1 protein-coding gene is annotated in these 392 nt (G+C 52.6%); it reads left to right on the top strand.

Going from position 1 to position 392, the window contains the following annotated elements; genetic code table 11:
• The coding region (locus tag MOC09_RS19960) for an AMP-binding protein (RefSeq protein WP_268371673.1) at positions 1-392 on the top strand (392 nt) is incomplete at both ends.

Here is a 392-nt window from a genome sequence, read left to right as displayed (position 1 = left end):
TCCTCTTCATGAAGAGGACCGCATGGCACAAACGGGAGCCGTCAGCTTTGACGCCGGAACGTTTGAGGTATTCGGGGCGCTGCTGAATGGCGCAGCGCTTTATCCAGTCAAAAAAGAGACGCTGCTTGATGCGAAACAATTTGCAGCATTCTTGCGTGAACAGAGGATCACGACCATGTGGCTGACATCACCTTTATTCAACCAGCTTGCCGCAAAGGATGCCGGCATGTTCGGCACACTGCGCCATTTAATCATCGGCGGAGACGCGCTCGTGCCGCATATTGTCAGCAAAGTGAAACAGGCATCGCCGTCGCTTTCATTGTGGAACGGATACGGCCCGACAGAAAACACGACGTTTTCAACAAGTTTTCTGATCGACCGTGAGTATAGCG

It is taken from the genome of Bacillus sp. N12A5, from assembly GCF_026790125.1.
Lineage (GTDB): Bacteria > Bacillota > Bacilli > Bacillales > Bacillaceae > Bacillus.
This window is presented reverse-complemented; position numbering and strand designations above follow the sequence as displayed.